At 63.9% G+C, this 1,214-nt stretch carries 1 protein-coding gene; it reads right to left on the minus strand.

Annotation, left to right across the window (positions count from 1 at the left end):
- On the minus strand, nucleotides 1-1,214 hold a 1,214-nt coding region (locus ACIPF8_RS24515; RefSeq protein ID WP_400426371.1), incomplete at both ends, for an autotransporter domain-containing protein.

The following is a 1,214-nucleotide window of genomic DNA, read 5'->3' on the forward strand; positions in this document are numbered from 1 at the left end:
AGCGAGACGCCGGTATTGTGGCTCTTCGATTGCCCGCCCAGGCGATCGAAACTGGCGCGACTGTCCGAGTACGCCAACGCAGCGCCGACGATGGTGCCGCTGCCGAGATGGGTATCGACGCCGAACTGGCCACCCCACAGCGAGGTATCGCCGCTGGCGAAACCGCTCTGGCTAAGCTTGCCGGAAGCGCCCAGGGCGCTGACCCACAAACCCGTGCCGTCGTTACTGTCGGCCTGGCTGCCCAGCGCCGACAAACGATTGCCCAGGTCGCGGTTGATTGCCTGCGATTGCTGGAAGGTCAGCGCCTGCGCCGAGGCGTGCACCTGACCCGAGAGACTGTCGAGCGTTTGTGCCGCAGCGGCAATGCTGGCAGTCTTCTGCAAGGCCGCAGCACTGGCCAGGAACTGGCCGTTGGCGCCACCGGTGTTGCCGCTGGCGACCATCTGGTCGGCGGCCTGCAATGCCGTCTCCAGATTCTGCCCGGCATTGTTACGGGTAGCGTCGGTGCCAAAACTGGTAGCGGCCAGCACCGCGACGTTGTTGCGCTTGATCTGCAGATCAACTTCTTTCGGCTGGTATTGCAATGTCGCGGCGATGAACACGCCTGGCGCAAAGCTGACGCCGTCGGCTTCAAAACTGAGGTCGGCGAATTGGCCGCTGACGCCGCCGGCGGCGGTGATGACTTTGCCGGTCACTCCCACCTGCTGGGTGACATAGCCGGACGGATCGGCTGTGCCACCCGGTGTGGTGGCGACCAGATGCGAATTGCCGAGCACGGCGTTGCCACCCACCGTCAGCGTGCTGTTCAGTTGATTGGCCAGCACCGCATTGGGCGTCGCGACGTAATTGCCGTCGATGCTCAAGCCGGCGCCACTGTTGCTGACCCGGCCGCTGTTGAGGACGTTGCCATGGATGCGCCCGCCGGCGCCGGCCAGGTTACCGAGTGCGCTGACGTTGACATTAGAAGCGACCGAACCGGTGATGTTCAGGCTGCCGCCCTGGATCGTGCTGTCGCCCGAATAGGTATTGTTGCCGGCCAGCGTCAGTTGGCCGTTGCCGCCTTTGCTGAGGCCAGCATCGCCGCCGATATCGTTCTTGAATGTCGACGAAGCGTTATCGAAATTGATGGTGACAGTCGGCCCCAGCGCCAGCCGCTGATCGAACAACGCCGGGCCGTTGACTGCCTTGCTGGCATTGAGCAGGCCCCAGCCGTA

This window comes from Collimonas sp. NPDC087041 (assembly GCF_044745265.1).
In the GTDB taxonomy this organism is placed as follows: Bacteria; Pseudomonadota; Gammaproteobacteria; order Burkholderiales; family Burkholderiaceae_D; genus Collimonas.